19 protein-coding genes are annotated in these 19,609 nt (G+C 34.9%); 15 read left to right on the top strand and 4 right to left on the bottom strand.

Features of this window, described 5'->3' with window-relative positions:
* The first annotated feature begins 27 nt into the window (after positions 1-27).
* From yihA to NQ163_RS01315, 12 genes are all read left to right on the top strand, one after another.
* The gene (yihA, locus tag NQ163_RS01370) at positions 28-630 is read left to right on the top strand and encodes a ribosome biogenesis GTP-binding protein YihA/YsxC (protein WP_268188521.1); all 603 of its coding nucleotides are present in this window, start codon (positions 28-30) and stop codon (positions 628-630) included.
* A gap of 189 nt (positions 631-819) precedes the next feature.
* On the top strand, positions 820-1,752 hold the full coding sequence (locus NQ163_RS01365; protein ID WP_268188520.1) for a ribose-phosphate pyrophosphokinase: 933 nt from the start codon (positions 820-822) through the stop codon (positions 1,750-1,752).
* 116 nt (positions 1,753-1,868) lie between these two features.
* Positions 1,869-2,447, top strand: a complete 579-nt coding sequence (locus tag NQ163_RS01360; RefSeq protein WP_268188519.1) for a 50S ribosomal protein L25/general stress protein Ctc — start codon at positions 1,869-1,871, stop codon at positions 2,445-2,447.
* Positions 2,448-2,909: 462 nt separating this feature from the next.
* Positions 2,910-3,485 (top strand): aminoacyl-tRNA hydrolase, encoded by a 576-nt coding sequence (pth, locus tag NQ163_RS01355; RefSeq protein WP_120239746.1) that lies wholly within the window; start codon positions 2,910-2,912, stop codon positions 3,483-3,485.
* Positions 3,486-3,495: 10 nt separating this feature from the next.
* Complete coding sequence (locus NQ163_RS01350; RefSeq protein ID WP_268188518.1) at positions 3,496-3,873, top strand: RNA-binding S4 domain-containing protein; 378 nt, start codon at positions 3,496-3,498, stop codon at positions 3,871-3,873.
* A gap of 53 nt (positions 3,874-3,926) precedes the next feature.
* Entirely contained in the window at positions 3,927-4,466 is a 540-nt protein-coding gene (locus NQ163_RS01345; RefSeq protein WP_268188517.1) for a DUF4924 family protein, read from the top strand.
* A gap of 20 nt (positions 4,467-4,486) precedes the next feature.
* Complete coding sequence (locus NQ163_RS01340; protein WP_268188516.1) at positions 4,487-5,353, top strand: DMT family transporter; 867 nt, start codon at positions 4,487-4,489, stop codon at positions 5,351-5,353.
* A gap of 2 nt (positions 5,354-5,355) precedes the next feature.
* Complete coding sequence (lnt, locus tag NQ163_RS01335) at positions 5,356-6,879, top strand: apolipoprotein N-acyltransferase (protein WP_268188515.1); 1,524 nt, start codon at positions 5,356-5,358, stop codon at positions 6,877-6,879.
* A gap of 53 nt (positions 6,880-6,932) precedes the next feature.
* A complete protein-coding gene (locus NQ163_RS01330; RefSeq protein ID WP_268188514.1) occupies positions 6,933-7,976 on the top strand; it encodes a hypothetical protein in 1,044 nt (347 codons plus the stop codon).
* A 342-nt stretch (positions 7,977-8,318) separates the two neighbouring features.
* Positions 8,319-8,888, top strand: coding sequence for a hypothetical protein (locus tag NQ163_RS01325; RefSeq protein WP_268188513.1), 570 nt, complete (start codon positions 8,319-8,321; stop codon positions 8,886-8,888).
* A 154-nt stretch (positions 8,889-9,042) separates the two neighbouring features.
* Positions 9,043-10,002, top strand: a complete 960-nt coding sequence (locus NQ163_RS01320) for a DUF4269 domain-containing protein (protein WP_268188512.1) — start codon at positions 9,043-9,045, stop codon at positions 10,000-10,002.
* A gap of 113 nt (positions 10,003-10,115) precedes the next feature.
* On the top strand, positions 10,116-10,421 hold the full coding sequence (locus NQ163_RS01315) for a two-CW domain-containing protein (protein ID WP_268188511.1): 306 nt from the start codon (positions 10,116-10,118) through the stop codon (positions 10,419-10,421).
* A 245-nt stretch (positions 10,422-10,666) separates the two neighbouring features.
* Here the strand turns inward: NQ163_RS01315 and NQ163_RS01310 are convergent, their stop codons facing one another.
* From NQ163_RS01310 to NQ163_RS01290, 4 genes are all read right to left on the bottom strand, one after another.
* Positions 10,667-12,058, bottom strand: coding sequence for an NAD(P)/FAD-dependent oxidoreductase (locus NQ163_RS01310; protein ID WP_268188510.1), 1,392 nt, complete (start codon positions 12,056-12,058; stop codon positions 10,667-10,669).
* A gap of 179 nt (positions 12,059-12,237) precedes the next feature.
* Positions 12,238-14,229 carry a protein-disulfide reductase DsbD family protein gene (locus NQ163_RS01305; RefSeq protein ID WP_268188509.1) on the bottom strand — a complete coding sequence of 664 codons (1,992 nt, stop codon included), beginning with the start codon at positions 14,227-14,229 and terminating at the stop codon, positions 12,238-12,240.
* Between the two features lie 218 nt (positions 14,230-14,447).
* Positions 14,448-15,998 carry an Rne/Rng family ribonuclease gene (locus tag NQ163_RS01300; protein WP_268188508.1) on the bottom strand — a complete coding sequence of 517 codons (1,551 nt, stop codon included), beginning with the start codon at positions 15,996-15,998 and terminating at the stop codon, positions 14,448-14,450.
* 248 nt (positions 15,999-16,246) lie between these two features.
* Positions 16,247-16,531, bottom strand: coding sequence for an HU family DNA-binding protein (locus NQ163_RS01290; protein ID WP_054714163.1), 285 nt, complete (start codon positions 16,529-16,531; stop codon positions 16,247-16,249).
* A gap of 150 nt (positions 16,532-16,681) precedes the next feature.
* Between NQ163_RS01290 and mutY the strand changes: the two genes are divergently transcribed.
* The 3 genes from mutY (at position 16,682) to gldE (ending at position 19,597) form a co-directional block, all read left to right on the top strand.
* Positions 16,682-17,731 (top strand): A/G-specific adenine glycosylase, encoded by a 1,050-nt coding sequence (mutY, locus tag NQ163_RS01285; protein WP_268188507.1) that lies wholly within the window; start codon positions 16,682-16,684, stop codon positions 17,729-17,731.
* A 76-nt stretch (positions 17,732-17,807) separates the two neighbouring features.
* Positions 17,808-18,233 carry a single-stranded DNA-binding protein gene (locus NQ163_RS01280; RefSeq protein ID WP_268188506.1) on the top strand — a complete coding sequence of 142 codons (426 nt, stop codon included), beginning with the start codon at positions 17,808-17,810 and terminating at the stop codon, positions 18,231-18,233.
* 125 nt (positions 18,234-18,358) lie between these two features.
* Positions 18,359-19,597 carry a gliding motility-associated protein GldE gene (gene gldE, locus NQ163_RS01275; protein ID WP_268188505.1) on the top strand — a complete coding sequence of 413 codons (1,239 nt, stop codon included), beginning with the start codon at positions 18,359-18,361 and terminating at the stop codon, positions 19,595-19,597.
* Positions 19,598-19,609 lie beyond the last annotated feature (12 nt).

The following is a 19,609-nucleotide window of genomic DNA, read 5'->3' as shown; positions in this document are numbered from 1 at the left end:
ACCTTTGCGCACGAAAACGGAGAACCAATGAATATTACTGCAGCAGAATTCGTAATGTCTAACTCGGATGTTAAAAAATGTCCAAAACCAGATAAGCCAGAGTATGCCTTTATCGGGCGTTCTAATGTTGGGAAGTCATCATTAATTAATATGATTACCAATAATAAAAACCTGGCAAAAACATCTTCGAAACCAGGTAAAACTCAACTAGTAAATCATTTCTTAATAAATAAGGAGTGGTACTTGGTGGATTTACCAGGATATGGATTCGCAAAAGTTGCCAAAAACACAAAACAGCGTTTTTCAAGATTAATATTTAAATACATCGAGAGCAGACCAAATTTGGTAAACCTTTTTGTACTGGTTGATTCGCGTCACGAACCACAAGCAAAGGATACTGAATTCATGGAATGGTTAGGTATTAACGGAATTCCTTTTTCAATCATTTTTACCAAATCTGATAAGCTAACAAAACGTAAACTTGCAGAAAACCTAGAGGCATACAAGAAGCTTATGCTGGAATCATGGGAAGAAATGCCTCCATATTTTATTAGTTCATCATCTAATGGTTTAGGCAAAGATGAAATTTTAAATTATATCGAAGAAACAATTAAGAGTACACGGGAATAATGCCGTAAAATAAATTCAAGGAAGATCTCTGCTAAAGATATCTTCTTTTTATTTTAAGTAGGTGTAAACCCTATAGAAATCAATTGGTCAAAATATTTGCTGTTAAAGGATTTAATTCATTTTTTTGCGGCAATATTTTTTAAATTTGCACAATAAAACATATCTGATTTATAAACAAATAATACTTTAATGAAAGCCCCGATTAAAATCTTTGCTGGCTCGAACAGCGAACACCTTGCTGCTAAAATTGCAGAAGCTGCAGGTTTAAATGTTGGAGAGTCTAGCATTATTAGATTCAGTGATGGAGAATTTGAAACTGCTTACGAAGAAACAGTTCGTGGAGCTCATGTTTTTATCGTTCAATCAACTTATCCTCCGACTGATAATTTGATGGAACTTCTATTGATGATTGATGCTGCAAAAAGAGCTTCGGCTTACAAAGTATGTGCAGTTATTCCTTACTTTGGTTTTGCTCGTCAGGATCGAAAAGATCGCCCAAGAGTAGCAATTGGAGCTAAATTGGTGGCAAACCTTTTAATGGCTGCAGGCGTTGATCGTGTGATGACAATGGATTTACATGCAGATCAAATTCAGGGATTCTTTGATGTACCAGTTGATCACCTTTATGGTTCATCAGTTCTTCTTCCATATGTAGAAGAATTAAAGCTTAATGATCTAGTGGTAGCTTCTCCTGATATGGGTGGTAGTAAAAGAGCTCATGCGTATGCTAAATATTTGCATGCTGACATGGCAATTTGTCACAAAAGAAGAGAAAAAGCTAATGTTGTAGGAGAAATGACAGCTATTGGTGAAGTTGATGGTAAAAATGTTGTAATTGTTGATGATATGATCGATACAGCAGGAACAATTACCAAAGCAGCTGATATGTTGAAAGAAAAAGGAGCTAAAAGTGTTAGAGCAATTGCTTCTCACGCTGTTCTTTCTGGTCCTGCTTACGAAAGAATCGAAAATTCTTCGTTGGAAGAAGTAATTTTCACAAATTCAATTCCATTAAGAGAAGAATCTGGCAAGATTAAATCATTAAGTATTGCTGAGATTTTCGCAAAAACAATATTGAATGTTTACAATTGCGAATCAATCAGTTCCAATTTTATTTTATAATTATTATCTTTGCGCCGATTTTAGGTAAAATTATTATAAACGTGTGATGGGATATTAATTGAACCTTTTTACCGGGTGATGATATTGGTATTGAGTAGCACAATAATTATTTTCAAATGAGAACATTAGAATTAAAAGGTTCTTTAAGAACTGACTTAGGAAAAAAAGCGACTAAAGCTTTACGTAGAGAAGAAATGGTTCCTTGTGAATTGTACGGTGGTGAAGAAAACATCCACTTTGCAATTAGCGAGAAAGACATCAACAAATTGCTTTACACTCCAGAAACTTTCATCGTAAAATTCGATATCGAAGGTAAAGAGTTTACTGCAGTTATGAGAGAAGTTCAATTCCACGCTACTTCTGATAAAGCTATTCACGCTGACTTTTTCCAAGTATTCGAAGACAAAGCTTTCGAAGTTCAGATTCCAATTAAGGTTGAAGGATTCGCGAAAGGTGTTCAGGCCGGTGGTAAATTGGCAGTTAACTTGAGAAAACTAAAAGTTAAAGGTTTAATGAAAGATCTTCCTGAATTCTTACCTATCGATGTAACTGAATTAGGTCTTGGTAAGAGTACTCAGATTAGAGAACTTGCTTTCGATAACCTAGAATTATTGAATGCTAAAAACGCCGTAGTTGTACAAGTTAAGCTTACAAGAGCTGCTCGTGCTGCTGCTCAGGCTGCTGCTGCAGAATAATTTATTCTCAGATAAAAAATATAACCTCCCTACCTTTAAAGGTTTGGGAGGTTTTTTATAAACCTGAGTTCGGTTAAAAATATTATCACAGTTTGCACTGGTTTTGAGTAGAAATTTTCTCAAATTTTCGAAGGAATATCGGGATATTTCTAGGGGATATGAGAGAATTTATGCCAAAAGCAGTCAAATTCTTTGAAAAAGTCAGCTTCATCCAATCTTCACATTAAAAACTCTTTAAAATATCCCGATATTCTTTCAGATTTTTTAATGCAAATCATAAATAAATCTGGCTTTCCGTGATGGATATTTTTAATCGAACTCAGGTTTTAAGCTTAATTCTGATATCGGAACACATCCTTAGATTTAAACAATTATTCTAACTTTGGATTTGTTATGATACAGTTCCTGAAAAAATTATTGGGGAAAGAAAATTCCTCTGATAGCGATAAAAAATTTGATCCAATGAAATATCTGGTTGTGGGTTTAGGAAATATTGGTGCAGAATATCACAACACCCGACACAATATTGGTTTTAGCATTTTGGATGCACTTGCAGAAACTGCAAAAATAGAATTTAAAGATGCTCGTTACGGAGCAATGTGTGAATATAAATTTAAAGGCAGAACATATGTTCTTGTAAAGCCAAGTACTTACATGAATCTTAGTGGGAAAGCTGTTAACTACTGGCTACAGAAAGAAAAAATTCCTGTTGAAAACATGATGATCCTGGTAGATGATCTTGCTTTACCATTTGGAACCTTGCGTTTGAGACCAAAAGGTAGTGATGCCGGACACAACGGGTTGAAGCACATTAATGCAACACTAGGTCATCAAAACTATGCTCGCCTTCGCTTTGGTATCGGTGATGATTTTCACAAAGGACAGCAAGTAGACTATGTTTTGGGAAAATGGAGCGAAGAAGAATCTGAAAAACTACCTGAGCTGTACAAAATCTGTATCAACATGATTAAAGGAATGAGTACAATTGGGATTCAAAGAACCATGACGGCTTATAACACCAAGAAAAACGGGAAATAGACCACAAGATATGGACGATAAGGTAAGAGTTGACAAATGGATGTGGGCAGTTCGAATTTTTAAAACACGCAGTATGGCCGCCGATGCCTGTAAAAAAGGAAAGGTAAGCATAGATGGCGTTACAATTAAGCCTTCGAGAGAAGTAAAATTGAACGAAAAAATCGACATTCGTGTTCCTCCCATTATTCGAAGTTATCGCGTTAAAGCAATATCTGGCAAAAGAATGTCGGCTAAATTAGCTGTTGATTTTGTTGAAGACATCACAGCACAAGACCAATTGGATTTGCTAAATGCCACTAAAAATTTTGGCTTCGAACAACGTCAAAGAGGAACAGGTCGTCCTACAAAATTAGAACGCCGTTTGATAGATAAATTGAAAAAAGGATAATACAATGAACAGTGAGCAGTAACAACTGTTAACTGATAACTGATAACCGTATCATGATAATAGCACAGGAAAAAAGAAAAACCAACTTGGCCGAGTACATTTTATACATGTGGCAAGTTGAAGATATTTTAAGAGCTTATAAATTCGACATCGAAGCTGTTGATAAAAACATCATTTCCCAGTTCAAACAAGATGATGAAAAGCATCAGGAAATTAGAGCCTGGTACGAAAACTTGATTGAAATGATGAAAATTGAAAAAGTTGAAGAACGTGGACATTTGCAAATTCTAAAAAACAATGTAAATGAACTATTCGATTTTCATATGCACCTTTTGAATAACAAAAAGGACGCCGCTTACATTGGATTATTCGAAAAAGCAGCTGGTAACATTTCTGAATTTCGCCAGAAATCTCAAGCAAAAGAAGAAAACAACGACATTGAAGTTTGTCTTACTGCTTTGTATGGCATTTTAATGCTAAAGCTTCAACAAAAAGAAATCTCGAAAGAAACCATTGCTGCTGTTACAACTTTTAGCCAGTTAATTTCAGATTTAACTGCGAAGTACAAAGTTTTCGAGGAAGAAAAAGAATAACTTCAAGCTCTTAAATATCTATGGAAGGATCAAACAAAAAAAGCAACTGGCTTTTACTCTTATTGGTATCATTCATTTGGGGTAGCCCATATATTTTAAGGGAAATTGCCTTAAAAAGTTTTAGCCACGATCAGGTTGCTGCTTTTCAGGTTTTTCTTTCTTTTTTACTGTTTCTTCCATTAATATTTAAGAATTTAAAAAAGCTTGGTAAGAATAATATTATTCCATTACTATTATCAGGATTAACTGGGAACATTGGTCCCTCCTACTTTTTTGCTAAAGCTCAAACCTTAATCAGTTCTTCAATTGCTGGTATGCTAACTGCCATGCTGCCAACAATCACTTTATTAATGGCAATCCTATTATTTAAGAACAAAACCAACATAAAAATAATCGGAGGTATTTTACTTGGTTTCGCAGGAACACTAATCATCATCTTTTCTGGTGAGTCTCATGGAACAACCCATTTACTAGGGATTTTCTATGTTTTTATGGCAATGGTTTCGGTTGCTACCAGTATAAACCTTATAAGCTTTGCCTTACCAAAATTAACGGGTACGGAAATTGCATCTTTGGCATTCCTTTTTGTTGGACCTATGGCAGGTTCTTACTTAGCTTTTACGGATCTTAGTGCACCATTAGCAGCTGAAAACTTTACCAACAGTGCATTAATGTTAGCTTTACTTGCCTTACTAACTTTTGCAGGCGTAATATGCTACAATCGCCTCATCAAACAATCGTCGCACGTTTTTGCAGCTTCCATTGCCTATCTTATTCCAATAGTGGCAATTTTTTGGGGAATTGTAATCGGAGGAGATCAAATTTCATTGGCACAAATCGCATCAATTATCATTATCTTAGTGGGAGTTAACCTAACACACCGATAATTGTGAATAAAAATATTCTTCTTGCTTTAAGTTCAGGAATCCTTCTTGGAATTCCTTTTTGTATTCCATCTCTTTTTTTCCTGATACTATTTGCATGGATTCCATTACTATTTTTGGAGGAAAGGCTTAAAGAACATCACAATCCATATTTACTTTTCAACTACACATTTCTAAGTTTTACAATTTGGAATGTAATGGCGTATTGGTGGGTGGCCCAAGCACATTTTTTAGGAGTTACTCTCATCATTTTAATTAATTCAATGTTGCTTGCGCTGATATTTTGGTTGATCAGTAAAGCCAGGCATACCATGCGAATTTCAATACTTATCCCATTTCTGATTATTTGGCTAGGATTTGAATATTTTCACACACAGTGGGATTTGGCCTGGCCATGGTTAAATCTGGGCAATGCATTTGCCTCGGCTCCTTCCTGGATACAATGGTATGAATATACCGGTACCAGAGGTGGTAGCTTGTGGGTCATCCTCATCAATTACTGTGTTTTTGAAATCATCCGACGAGAAAAAGACTTCCGCTATTCGCAAGTATTCATCTTATTGATCTTGTTTGGAATTCCTCTTCTATATTCTTCCTTTAAAAATGATATCAAACCCAAAAACATTTCAGGCAATCGCACATTTGTCTTGATTCAACCCAACCTCGACCCTTATACCGAGAAGTTTGTTCCTGAAAATCAAGCAATCCATTTTAACGAATTTATAGGATTGGCCGATTCTGTTTGCAAAACATTTCAACCTGATTACCTCTTCGGACCAGAAACATTAATTCTTCAGGCAATTAATGAAAAACAGTCTGATTCATCTATTTATTACCAACAAATAACAGCCTTAAAAGAAAAATATCCAAAAACAAATTTCCTGATTGGAGTTCACAGTAAGATTGATGATGAATCATTCAACTCAGCACTTTTTATCAGCAATTCTGTTCCACAGTTCTATCACAAAACCAAATTGGTTCCCATGTTCGAACGAATTCCTTTCGATAAATACCTGGGGTTCTTAAACAAATATTCTCTCGAAATAGGTGGTTACAATGGAACTTACAGCAGTAGAAATGAAACGGATTACTTTATGGCCGATTCAACTGCAATTGTGCCTGTGGTTTGTTTCGAATCTATTTTTGGAGATTACTGTGCAAGGCGTATTCCTGAAATACCTGGATTTATTTGCATGATTACCAACGATGGCTGGTGGAAAAATACTCCTGGTTACCTGCATCATTTTAACTTTAGCAGAATTAGAGCCATTGAAACTCGTCGCGATTATATTCGTGTAGCAAACAATGGAATTTCTGCTCATATCAACTCTAAAGGCACGATAATTGCTAAAACAAGTTGGTGGAACAAAACAATACTTAGCGGAAATCTAAGTTTATTAAATGATAAAACTTTTTATTCTGAGCATGGAGATTACATTGGTCGAACTTGCCTGTTTTTTGCCATTCTTCTCTTAATCTTTGTTAAAATTCGTACTTATACGCATCGATTATCAGACAAAAAGTTTTAATTCCATTAATTTTGAGAGAATTCAGATTATTATAAAACTAAATAACACACAATATGTATCGATTATTACTTGCTTTACTAGCTGTTTGCATGATAAGCGGAACGCTTAACGCAGCAAAACACAAGAAAATTGACAAGATATTCAAGTCTGTTGAGAACCTAAAAATAGATGCCCATTACGGAAAAGTACAGATTAAAAATTGGGATAAAGATGAAATTCATTTCGAAGTTTTAATCACGGTTGACGGATCAAAAGAAGATAAAAATGAAACCATGGTTGAGAATATTAATGTGGATTTTACTGAGGGAGGCCAACAGCTAGTTGCTCAAACTGTTTTGGGTGATTTCTTTTCATTAAAGAAATTGACCAACTCTTTGTTCAACAAAGGGAAAATTAAGATTTCGTACACAGTGCAAATGCCTGCTTCAGTTCATCTTGAAATTATTCAGAAAAATGGTGATGTATTCCTGGATGATCACGATGCTAAATTTAGTCTGGATCAGAGTGGTGGAAACTTTACTGCCAATAGCTTAAATGGTACCAACCGATTAAAGCTGTCCAATGTAAACGTAAAAATCAATCAGCTTGCAAACACAGAATTGGATGCTTCCGGTTCTGAATTTAAAATTGAAAATGCCGATAAAATCTCAGGAGAAAGCCGCGATTCTGAATACACCATTCAAGTAATCGACAACCTAAATATTAAAACAGTACGCGATAAATTTGATGTGAAAGAAATTGAAACACTATACGGAACTTCGAACTTTACAAAATTTGAAATTGCGCAATTGGGTGATGAAATTGACTACGAATTAAAATTCGGTCACATCAATGTTTTCAACATTAACAACATGTTCTCTTTCATTAAACTTGATTCTAAATATGGCCACATTGGCTTAAGTTTTATGGAAGGTTGTAACATTGATTACGAAATCAATCACAAATCGGTGAAGTTCGACAACTCGAATGATTTTACTTTAAAGAACGAAGAAACTGCAGATAAAAATACCTACGTTGCGAAAGGAAAAGTTGGCTCTAAGAAATCAATCTCAAAATTGAATATTCGTGCCAATAATTGTAAGATGAGATTAGAATAAACTCGTCAAAAGGACATATAGAAAAACGACCAATTCCTAATGGGATTGGTCGTTTTTTCTTGTCTTTATAGCTCCGAAACTTTTATTATCTGCCATAATGGTTGTTTTTATTGTCGCTGAGATTGTTTTTTATATGATGAATAAACCTGTAAATAGCAAGAATGAATGTTTCCAATCTTGTGTAAATCCATTCATTTGAATGACAAGAATTCTACTGACCAAACCTCAATAAGCTTACCTATTTTGACAAAGCTTTCTCTTCTAAATTAGCAGTTTTAACATCTTTTAAGTCCCGCTGCACGCTCCTTTTTATTATATTCAAGCGAATTAAAAGATAACAACATGAAACGTTTTTTTGCAATAACAATACTATCTCTGCTTTTAACCAGTGCTTTTGCACAGAAAAACCTAAAGAATACTTTCGAGAAAGATTTAATCAGTTATACCACTGCTTTTAACAACAAACAATGGGACGTTGTTACTGAAATGATGTATCCTCGCATTTTTGAAATGATGAGCAAGGACAATATGATCATGCTCATGCAAGGAATGGACAATATGGGTGTTAAAATGACTACCGATTTTAAATCCATCAACAGAATTTCCGATGTTGTTGAATCGGGTAACGAGAAATATTGTAAGATTCATTACTATGGTATTGTTAAAGTGAGGCTTTCAGGTTTAATGTCGCAAGGATCAGCATTGGTTCAACCTAAATTCGAACAAGAATTTGGTAAAGAAAATGTGAAGTACGACGAAGAAAGTAATTCATTTACCATTAAGGCTCATCGATCTATGGTTGCCATTGCCAGCAAAAATACCAGCAATTGGAAATATATCGATATTAATTCGCCACAAGCCAAAGGATTACAAAATCTAATTCCGGAAAATGTGAAAAGACAATTGAGGTAAAACTCTCACCTCATCGCATTAATCATCGTGCACAATAGGAACTTTAAAAAGGGAAATTTTGTTTTAAGAAATATTGAACTATTGGAATATATACAGATTTCGATTATATTAGAATTGCACGAAAGAAATAAAAGAACAATCTAAACAACACACTATGAAAATATACTTCTCAGGATCGATCCGTGGCGGCCAAGATGATGCTGCAATCTACAAACAAATTATCGATGAACTAAAAAGATATGGCAATGTACTAACAGAGCATATTGGCTCAAAAGTTCAGGAAACCAACTTATCTGATGAAGAAATTCATGACCGAGATTTAAAATGGGTAATGGAGGCTGATGTAGTGGTGGCTGAAGTAACTACCCCTTCGCTTGGAGTTGGTTACGAAATTGGCCGCGCCGCCGAAATCAATAAACCAATTATCTGTTTGTATCGCAAAAATGGTAAGAAACAGGTTTCAGCAATGATTGCTGGTTGCTCTCAGGTAAAAAGTTTCGAGTACTCAAATGTTGAGGATACCAAGCAAATATTAGCTGAGCAATTTCGCGACATCAATAAAGATTGGAGAAATATCAATTACTTAAAAGATGGATCTCCAGTTCAGGTAAAAGCCTACAATTGCCTAAACAAACTTGGAATTTTAGATTCTTTGGCTGAATACAACCCTACTTTAACCGGTACCATTCCAATTGGCATATCCACAATAGAGAGCGATTTAGATATTGCTTGCAGATTCTTTGATGCCGATCGCTTTGAACGTGTTATTGAATCCATTTATGGAAAACAAAAAGATTTTAAGATTGAGCAAAAAGAAAAAGCTGGTTATTGGGTGGTAGTTGCAAACTTCAAATATGAAGGTTTCCATATCGAAATTTTTGGTTCGGCATATCCTGTAGTAGCGCAGAATTCATATCGACACATGCTGATTGAAGATCGCATTTTAAAACTTTTAGGTGAAGATTTTAATAAAGAAGTGGTAAAGCTTAAAGAAACAGGTATAAAAACAGAACCTGCTTTTGCTGATTTACTAAAGCTGAAAGGCGATCCTTTCTACGAGTTATTGCAGCTTGAATCCTATAGTGATAGAGAAATCAAAAATCTTTGGAAGTAGGATTTCAAATTCTTTTGCTTTAGATTGATTTACCCTAAAATAAGTATACTTTATCAAATCGATATCCGATTTTGTTCGAGCTTATTTATTTTAGGGGCGGAGAACGAGAAAAGATGAAGAAAAAGAACTGTTGGGAATACTTTAATTGTGGGAGAGAAATAGGAGGAGCAAATACCAATGAATTGGGAGTGTGTCCTGCAAGTATAAAATTTGAAAACACTGGAGTTAATCACGGATCGAAAGCAGGAAGAAGTTGCTGGACTGTGGAAGGAACTTTATGCAACAAGAGCATTCAAGGTGAAATAGAAGAAAAACTGCTAGGATGTATTAATTGCAGTTTTTTTAAGTTGGTGAATGATGAAGAAAGCCGGGAATTTATCTTATTGAATGAAGAACTTGTAAAAAAAGACAATTCCTAATTTTTATTTAAAAATCAATTAATATTCCACTCTTTAGTACTCCTAAAAAGCCAAAGAAAAAAGCCATGGCTTGGGACTTGTGATTGTAAAGCGCATTATCAAAAGATTTGATGGTTGAATATATGTTGAAAGTGTATTAAACAAAGGAAGTACTTTCAGCTTTTACCTTCCTACCGATTTAAATACTTAAAAATAAAGCTTGGCTGCCATTGCAACCAAGCTTTTGTTTTCTATCTAAATTTATTTTAAAGCTGTTTAAGCAATTCTCTTGCAATCACCACTCCATTAACCGAAGCTTGCATTAAACCACGTGTAATACCGGCTCCATCGCCACCCAGGTAAAGATTCTTAACCGATGTCGATTGGAAGCTTTCGTCCACTTTTGTGATATTGCTATAGAATTTCACTTCTACACCATACAATAAAGTTTCATCAGAAGCCAAACCTGGTGTTACCTTATCCAAAGCATAAATCATTTCTTCAATATCTTTTAGAATACGGTGCGGTAAAACCAAACTCAAATCACCTGGAACTGCATCTTTCAAAGTTGGAATGATATTGTTTCTGTACAATCTCTTTGAAGTAGTTCTGCGACCGCGAACCAAATCACCAAATCGTTGAACCAAAATTTGGTTATTGGTTAGCATGTTTGCCAACCTGGCAACATGTTTACCATATTCAATTGGAGCTTTAAAAGGTTCGGTAAACTTTTGCGATACCAACAAAGCAAAATTTGTATTATCACTCTTCAGATCTTTGTAACTATGGCCATTTACAACAGCCAAATCACCATCGTAATACTCCGAAGAAACAAATCCACCAGGGTTACTACAGAAAGTTCTTACCTTATCGTCAAAAGTTTGGGTGTAGTGAATTAATTTTGCCTCGTAAAAGTTCTCGTTAATGTCCTGCATGATTTCATTTCTACATTCAACACGCACACCTATATCAACAACACCTACTTCGGTAGAAATACTTTCCTTGCTACACTCTTTCATTAGCCAATCAGCACCATCTCTACCAACCGAAACCATTACCAAATCGCCATAGTAACTTCCTTTTCCGTTCCTAACTCCCTGGATTTTATCACCATCAAGAATCAGGCTTTCCACAGCACAATTAAACTGTACTTCAACTCCCTTTGATGTTACATACTCATACAAACGTCTGTACAAATCCTGGGCTTTTTCAGTTCCCAAATGACGAACCGGACAGTGAACCAATTTCAAATTCGATTCAATTGCTTTTCTACGAATATTCTCCATAGCAGGAGTTAATTTTTCACCATGAATATCGGTAGCTGCACCAAATTCCAGATAAATCTTATCGGTATAAGCAATTAAATCAATGGTTTCTTCAACGCCCAAATAATCAGGAAGAGTTCCACCTACTTCGTGCGATAAAGACAATTTTCCATCGGAGAATGCACCTGCTCCTGCCCAACCAGTAGTAATGCTACAAGGTTTACAGTGTACACATGTTCCACCATTGGTGTGTTTCGGACAAGATCTTTTGTCCATTCCCCTACCCTTTTCAAGGATTAAGATTTTTAAGTCGTCTCGATTTTTTACTAATTCGTAAGCACAAAAAATACCGGCTGGACCGGCTCCGACAATAATCACATCGTATTTTTCCATACGTAATTTAAATTTTAAAAGATTAAAGCGGCTTACCATTTTTTCGAAAGGCAAACTTTCAAAAATAGGAATTCTTTTGGAAGAAGAAAACAGTTGAAACTTATAATGATTATAAATATCGGGCAAATAAAAACCGGAACACATTGATGCTCCGGTTCTTTATCATTCAAATTCTTATTTTATCTTTTAGCAAACTCTTTCTTTCCGTTCTCCAGGAACTCAAGGAATCGGTCTGCATTCAAGTCATATGCCCGAGATTCAACCAAAGTATTCTCATCATGATCTAAAAGCACATAATATGGTTGGGCATTTACGCCAAATCTGGTAATCTGAAAATCGGCGTATTTCTTTCCCAAGGTCTTTTTTACTTTACCATCGTAGGTAGAGGTTATCCAGTCTTCTTCTGGTAATTTCTGTTTGTCATCCACATATAATGCAATAATCACATAATCCTCTCTAAGCACTTTTTGCACTCTGGCATCAGACCAAACGTTAGCTTCCATCTCTCTACAGTTTACACATCCATGTCCCGTAAAATCAATAAAAACAGGTTTATTTTGCTCCTTGGCACAAGCTAATCCCTGCTCAAAATCAAAATAACCTTGCAAGCCATGTGGCAAGTGTAATTTATCAGCGTACTTTGGTGTTTCACAAATCTCACTTTTGGCATCTTTAAAACCAGCACCCGATTGATCACGTACTATGGCAGAAATATCAAAATCTTGTGTGGTTTGTGGAGGCAAATAACCCGAAATGGCCTTTAAAGGAGCTCCAAACATTCCCGGAATCATGTACACTACAAATGAAAATGAACAAATGGCCAGCATCAATCTTGGTACCGATATGTACTTTAAATCACTATCGTGACTGAACTTTAATTTACCCAGAAGGTAGAAACCCATTAAAGTAAAAATTACAATCCAGATTCCCAGATAAACTTCTCTGTCCAATATTCCCCAATGGTAGGTTTGATCTGCAATACTTAAAAATTTCAGTCCTAAAGCCAGTTCTAAAAAACCTAGAACCACCTTAACCGAATTCAGCCATCCTCCAGATTTTGGAAGGTTATTTAGCCATGAAGGGAAGATGGCAAAAAGTGTAAAAGGCAATGCAAATGCCAAGGAGAATCCAAACATCCCAACAATTGGCTCTAAAATCTCGCCACCTGCCGATTGTACCAAAATAGAACCTACAATGGGTCCTGTACAAGAAAATGAGACCAGTACAAGTGTAAATGCCATAAAGAATGATCCAGCAAATCCACCCTGGTCCTCTTTTGCTACCGATTTATTTACCAACCAAGATGGCATGGTAATTTCAAACATTCCAAAGAATGAAAAAGCAAATACAAAGAAAATGGCAAAGAAGATGACATTTGGAATCCAGTGTGTACTCAACCAATTGGCAAAATCAGCACCCAAAGTAATGGCTACAATGGTACCAATGATCGTATAAATACCTATAATTGAAACACCATAAAATATTGCATTAAAAATGGCTTTTCTTCTATTCTCCGAACTGTGCATAAAAAATGAAACTGTCATAGGAATCATTGGAAACACACAGGGAGTAAGCAAAGCAATCAAACCAAAGGTAAAAGCGATAAAAAACAATGACCACAAGGAAGCATATTCCTTTCTGGGATTCTTCATTGCATTTATTTTTTCCTTTTTAGCTTTTACAGGTGTTTCATCAACTTGATTTGATTGCCCCTCATTAATGGCAAATTCAAAATCAGGAGTGAATAATACACACTCTCCTTCTCTGCAAGTTTGATATTCCATTTCACCTACAACCGTAAATGCTGTATTGGATAAAAGCTTGATTTTTTGTTTTAAGATTGCTTCATGCTCAAAATATTCAATATCCATCTCGAATATTTCGTCAAAAGTCTTTTTTGCTTTGGTAATTTCTTCTACTTCACCAATGCGTTCATAATTTTCCGATTCCTCAAAAGTAAAACTCAATCGAACCGGTCCTCCATCTTCAAAATTTTGCGAATACAAATGCCATTCCTTATCTATTTGTGCTTTAAAGACAAGGTTTAATTCTGTATCACTTAATTTTTCGGTAGTAAATTCCCAGGAAACAGTTTCTAAAATTTGTGCATGTGCGCTTAAGAAACTGGTAAGGAGTATTCCCAGAAGTAAGGTGAGAATTTTTTGTTTCATCTGTTAATAATTTATTTTTATTTACCAGATGGAACTTACCACAGACTAAAAAATCATTTCTTTTAAGTTCAATGATTATTTAATCATGGACGTTTCATATGGTTTAGTTTTTACTATAACACGTATAAAATTAGTATTATAAGTAAATTACACAAAACCATATAATCCTCTTAACAGTTTATTAAGAGGATTTTGTAAGCAGTATTAAAAAAATGTGATTATAATTCGATTTCCTGATTGTTGTTATCGAAAATCTTATACACCAATAAATCGTAGGATGGAATTTCTTGTACCGTTAATTTAATTCCAAGTTTCGATTGCCATTCGCGACGTAAAGTCTTCCAGAAACCTTTATTGATATAGGCAGCAACAAATGGATGCACTTTTAATGTAAGTCTCCTTTCTCCACTGTCGGCAACCGATTTAAGTTTTTCTTCAATCTGATCAGTTAACAATACTGCTGGTGATATCTTTCCTGAACCAAGACAAGTTGGACAAGTTTCCTGAATCTCGATATTCATTTCAGGACGAACACGCTGACGAGTAATTTGCATCAAACCGAACTTACTTAAAGGCAAGATATTATGCTTGGTTCTATCATGTCCCATCACCTCTTTCATACGTTCGAAAACCTTTTGGCGATTCTCGGCTGAATGCATATCGATAAAATCGACAACAATAATACCACCCATATCGCGCAAGCGAAGCTGACGAGCAATTTCATCGGCAGCAGCAAGATTCACTTCTACCGCATTGGTTTCCTGATCGTTTCCTGCTTTCGAACGGTTCCCACTATTTACATCAATAACATGAAAAGCTTCGGTATGTTCAATGATAAGGTAAGCTCCGTTTTTAAACGAAACAGTTTTCCCAAAGGAAGATTTGATTTGCTTATCAACACCCAACTGATCAAAAATTGGCATATCTCCACCAACATGTTTCACAATTTTTGATTTCTCGGGAGCAATTCCTGCTATGTAGTTTTTAATATCCTTGGCAGCACTTGCATCATTTACATAGATATTTTCGAATGACGAATTCAAAATATCACGCAAAATAGCAGTGGTTCTGTCCATTTCACCTAAAACTAGTTTAGGAGGTTGCATATCTCTAATATGCTGGAAACTTCCTTCCCATTTCTCTACCAAAGATCTAAGTTCCTGATCCAATTCAGCAACACGTTTTCCTTCTGCAACAGTTCTTACAATAACACCATAGTTTTTAGGCTTAATGCTTTGAAGTAGCTGACGCAAACGGTTTTTCTCTTCGGTTGATTTGATTTTCTGAGAAATAGAAACTTTATCAGAAAAAGGAATCAGAACAATATTTCGTCCTGCAATGGATATTTCCGAGCAAAGTCTCGGTCCTTTCGTAGAAATTGGTTCCTTGGCAACCTGCACCAGAATGTACTGCCCCGATTTAAGAACATCGGACATTTTTCCATTCTTATCGATATCCTGTTCCAATCTCATTTTAGAGATCGACAAGTTACGCCCTTTTCGTGCCAAGGCTTGTTGTAAAAATTTATTTAGTGAACGAAATTGATGTCCAAGGTCCAGATAATGCAAAAATGCATCTTTCTCATACCCAACATCAACAAATGCAGCATTCAACCCGGGCATAATCTTCTTTACCTTCCCCAAATATATGTCTCCTACCGCAAATTGAAGATTACTTTTCTCTCTGGTTAGCTCAACCAATTGTTTGTTGCTAAGCAGAGCAATTACAATTTCATTAGGATTTACATCAATTACAAGTTCGTTACTCACTATTTAAATTCTTCTTATTTTTATTAAAGGTAATCAGTTCTTACAAATAGATAAACCTAAAGTACTAAAAAGTTCTTTAGGTTTATTTATTTTGTTCTTACAAACAAGCTATAAGAAAATTATTTCTTCTTCTTATGACGATTTTTTCTTAGTCTTTTCTTACGCTTGTGCGTAGCCATCTTATGTCTTTTTCTTTTCTTTCCGCTAGGCATAACTTCGAATTATTTAATGAATTTAAAAATCTAAAACTACTTTACGTTAGTTTTCACTTTACTTACGAAAGTTTTCGCAGGCTTGAAAGCTGGAATAAAGTGTTCAGGGATTATAATTGTAGTGTTTTTAGAAATGTTTCTTGCAGTTTTCTCTGCTCTTTTCTTAACGATAAAACTTCCGAAACCTCTCAAATACACATTCTTTCCTTTTACCAATGAACCTTTAATAGTATCCATGAAAGCTTCTACAGTTTTCTGAACTGTAATTTTCTCAATTCCTGTGTTTTTAGAAATCTCGTTAACAATATCTGCTTTAGTCATCTCTTAAAAAATCTTTAATTATCAATTATTTACAACATCATTTCCTCAAATCAGATTGCAAATATATAAGATTTCCAGTTATTAACGAAATCGAAAACAAATATTTTTACGCATTTTTGAAAAAAATTGAATCATACATTTTTTTTCGAGATGCTTAATAACCAAATCATAAACTGGTATTGCGATAACAAACGCGACCTTCCTTGGCGAAATACAAAGGATCCATATCTAATATGGATTTCTGAAATCATGTTACAACAAACCAGAGTTGTCACAGCAATAGACTATTATTACAAATTTACAAAAAGGTTTCCAACTGTAATAGATTTAGCTTTAGCTGATGAGCAAGAAGTTTTGAATTTATGGCAAGGACTAGGTTATTATTCACGAGCCAGAAATTTACATCATGCAGCAAAAACCATACATACTATATATAAAGGTGTATTTCCAAAGTCGTATAAAGAAATTCTTGCCTTAAAAGGGGTTGGTTCATATACTGCTGCTGCAATTTCATCTTTTGCGTTTAACTTACCTTATGCTGCAATAGATGGGAATGTATATAGAGTACTTGCAAGATTGTTTGGTATAGAAACTCCAATTGACAGCGGCGAAGGGAAAAAGTTATTTCAAAATCTTGCCACTGAAACCATGGGTGATGCCAAACCTGAAATATACAATCAGGCCATAATTGAATTCGGTGCAATACAATGTACTCCAAAGTCGCCCAATTGTAACATTTGCCCTTTGCATTCACAATGTTTTGCATCTAGTGCCAACATGGTAAATCAATTGCCTGTAAAGAGCAAACAAATTAAACCGAAGAATCGATATTTTTACTATTTGTTTCTATCTTGTTCAGGTCGTTTTGCCATTGAAAAAAGAGAAGGAAAAGATATTTGGAAAAATATGTATCAATACCCCCTTATTGAGAGTAATTTTGAACTTTCAACCGAGCAACTACTACACTCCGATCAATGGAAAGAAATTTTTGATTCTTCCAATTTGGTAATACAATCAATTAGTGATAATATCGTGCACAAATTGACACATCAAAATATCAATACCCGTTTCATCCATATTGATATTCGTGATGAGGAAATCAAAAAGTTTGAAAGGTTTATTTTTGTAAATAAAAAGGAATCGGATATGTATCCATTCCCTAAGTTAATTAATAATCACATTTTAATGGCTGATTTTTAAAATAAGCCTTAAATATATTATGATACAACATAAAAGTTTGTACCTTTAACCTATTGCTAACTAAAATTTTATACATATGTCAGTAAACAAAGTAATTCTAGTAGGAAATGTAGGAAAAGATCCTGAGGTAAAATACTTCGACAATGATGTAAGTGTTTGTAATTTTCCTTTGGCTACAAGTGAAACTTATACCAAAAATGGTGAAAAAGTTACCCAAACCGAATGGCATAACATTGTGCTTTGGCGCGGATTGGCAAAGGTTGCCGAAAACTACGTAAAAAAAGGTATGCAATTGTATATCGAAGGTAGCTTAAGAACCAGATCTTGGGAAGACCAGGATGGAAATAAAAAATACATCACAGAAGTTATGGCTTCGAACATGCAAATGTTGGGTAAAAAAGGTGATAACGAAGCTGCTCCTCAAGCAAGTTCTGAAATGACGCAACCAACAGCTGCTGCCGATACTTCTGCTGAGGAAGAAACTGATGATCTTCCATTCTAAATTACACGAGTGTTAACTAACTTGAGAGAAAATTGGAAACAGACAGTTTTTCAACACTATTTTTAAACAATTCTGATATTGTTTTTCACACTTTAAATATAAGTACCATTATAAGTTTACTTGTAATGGTACTTCTTTTATTTTGCTCCGCTTTGATTTCAGGATCCGAAGTTGCTTTGTTTTCATTATCACCACAGCAAATTAGTGGAATCGAAGCAGAAGAAAATCAGAAAAATAGAAGATTATTAAAGCTTTTAAGAATGCCAGAGGAGCTACTGGCAACCATTCTGATTGGTAATAACTTTGTAAATGTTGGTATCGTTATTCTTTCCAGCTTTATTACCAATTCGATAGTAGATTTCTCAAATGCACCAACTATTGGATTTTTAGTACAAGTGGTTATTATTACTTTCCTCTTGTTGCTTTTTGGTGAAATCATTCCTAAAGTTTATGCCACACAGACCTCGGTTAAGTTTTCGAAATTTATGGCTTTTCCTTTGTACTATATGGAAAAAATTTTCAGACCCATGTCGGCAATTTTAATCAAATCAACTTCAATTGTCAACAAGCGAATTTCGAAAAAACAGAACATTTCAATGGGCGATTTATCGCAGGCGCTTGAATTAACTGCCGATGAAATCACAGAGGAAATGGAAATTCTGGAAGGAATTGTAAATTTTGGAAACATCAACGTAGTGGAGATTATGAAATCGCGTGTTGATGTTGTTGCCATTGATGTAAAAACTGGTTTTGGAAAATTAAAATCAATACTAATTGATTCTGGTTATTCCAGAATTCCTGTTTACGATGAAACTTTCGACAATGTAAGAGGGATTTTGTATGTAAAGGATCTACTGCCTCATCACCATAAACCAAACACATTTCGTTGGCAATCCATAATCAGGCCTCCGTTTTATGTGCCCGAAACCAAAAAAATCAATGATTTGCTGGAAGAATTCCAGACTCAGAAAAATCACATGGCCATTGTTGTTGATGAATATGGTGGTACATCTGGAATCATTACCATGGAAGATATACTGGAAGAAATTATTGGTGATATCACCGATGAATCGGATGAAGAAAAGGAAATTTATACACTTGAAAAAGACGGCACCTACCTGTTCGAAGGAAAAACCTTGCTTAACGATTTCTTTAAAATTACAGAATTAGATTCTGATTTATTTGAAAATATTAAAGGTGATGCCGATACTTTGGCGGGGCTACTATTGGAAATGAAAGGTGAAATTCCTCAAAAGAAAGAAGAATTCGAATACCAGGATTTCAGATTTATTGTTGAAGCCGTTGACAACCGAAGAATCAAGAAAATACGTTTTCTACCTCCTAAAGAGAAATTAGCCAAATAAAAACATTACATC

It is taken from the genome of Marinifilum sp. D737, from assembly GCF_026672275.1.
Classification (GTDB): Bacteria; Bacteroidota; Bacteroidia; order Bacteroidales; family Marinifilaceae; genus Marinifilum.
Note: the sequence above shows the minus strand (reverse complement) of the source record. Positions and strands in the feature narration are given on the sequence as shown.